This is a genomic window from Variovorax sp. 01N429 (genome assembly GCF_056399425.1).
On record NZ_JBFTRG010000060.1, the window covers coordinates 1 to 639 of the forward strand.

1 protein-coding gene is annotated in these 639 nt (G+C 69.8%); it reads left to right on the forward strand.

Annotation, left to right across the window (positions count from 1 at the left end):
* Positions 1-639 (forward strand): LON peptidase substrate-binding domain-containing protein (locus tag AC1DSF_RS30555; RefSeq protein ID WP_478184062.1); only part of this gene is annotated, 639 nt, incomplete at both ends.

The following is a 639-nucleotide window of genomic DNA, read 5'->3' on the forward strand; positions in this document are numbered from 1 at the left end:
GCCCAGCGGCGAGTCCGCCGTCGTGGTCCGCGGCACCGCCCGCGTCCGCATCGGCACCGGCACGACCGGACCCGGCGCGGCGCTCTGGGTGGAAGCCACGCCCGTCGACGAGGCCGAGCCGACCGAGCAGGACCAGGAGCTGGCCCGCGAGTACCGCGCACTCGTCACCACCATCCTCGGCAAGCGCGGCGCCTGGCAGGTCGTCGACTTCGTCCAGCAGATCGAAGACCCGAGCGAGCTGTCCGACAACGCCGGCTACGCCCCGTACCTGAGCCAGCAGCAGAAGATCGACCTGCTGCAGACCACTGACCTCACCGAGCGGCTGGAAAGGGTCGTCGGCTGGACCCGCGACCACCTGGCCGAACTGGACGTCGCGGAGACCATCCGCAAGGACGTCCAGGAAGGCATGGAGAAGACCCAGCGCGAGTTCCTGCTCAAGCAGCAGCTCGCCGCGATCCGCAAGGAGCTGGGCGAACTCAACGGCACGCCGGGCAGTGAGGAAGAGGACTACCGGGCCCGGGTCGAGGCCGCGGACCTGCCCGAGAAGGTGCTCCAGGCCGCGCTGAAGGAGGTCGACAAGCTCGAACATGCATCCGAGGCGTCGCCGGAGAGCGGCTGGATCCGGACATGGCTGGACAC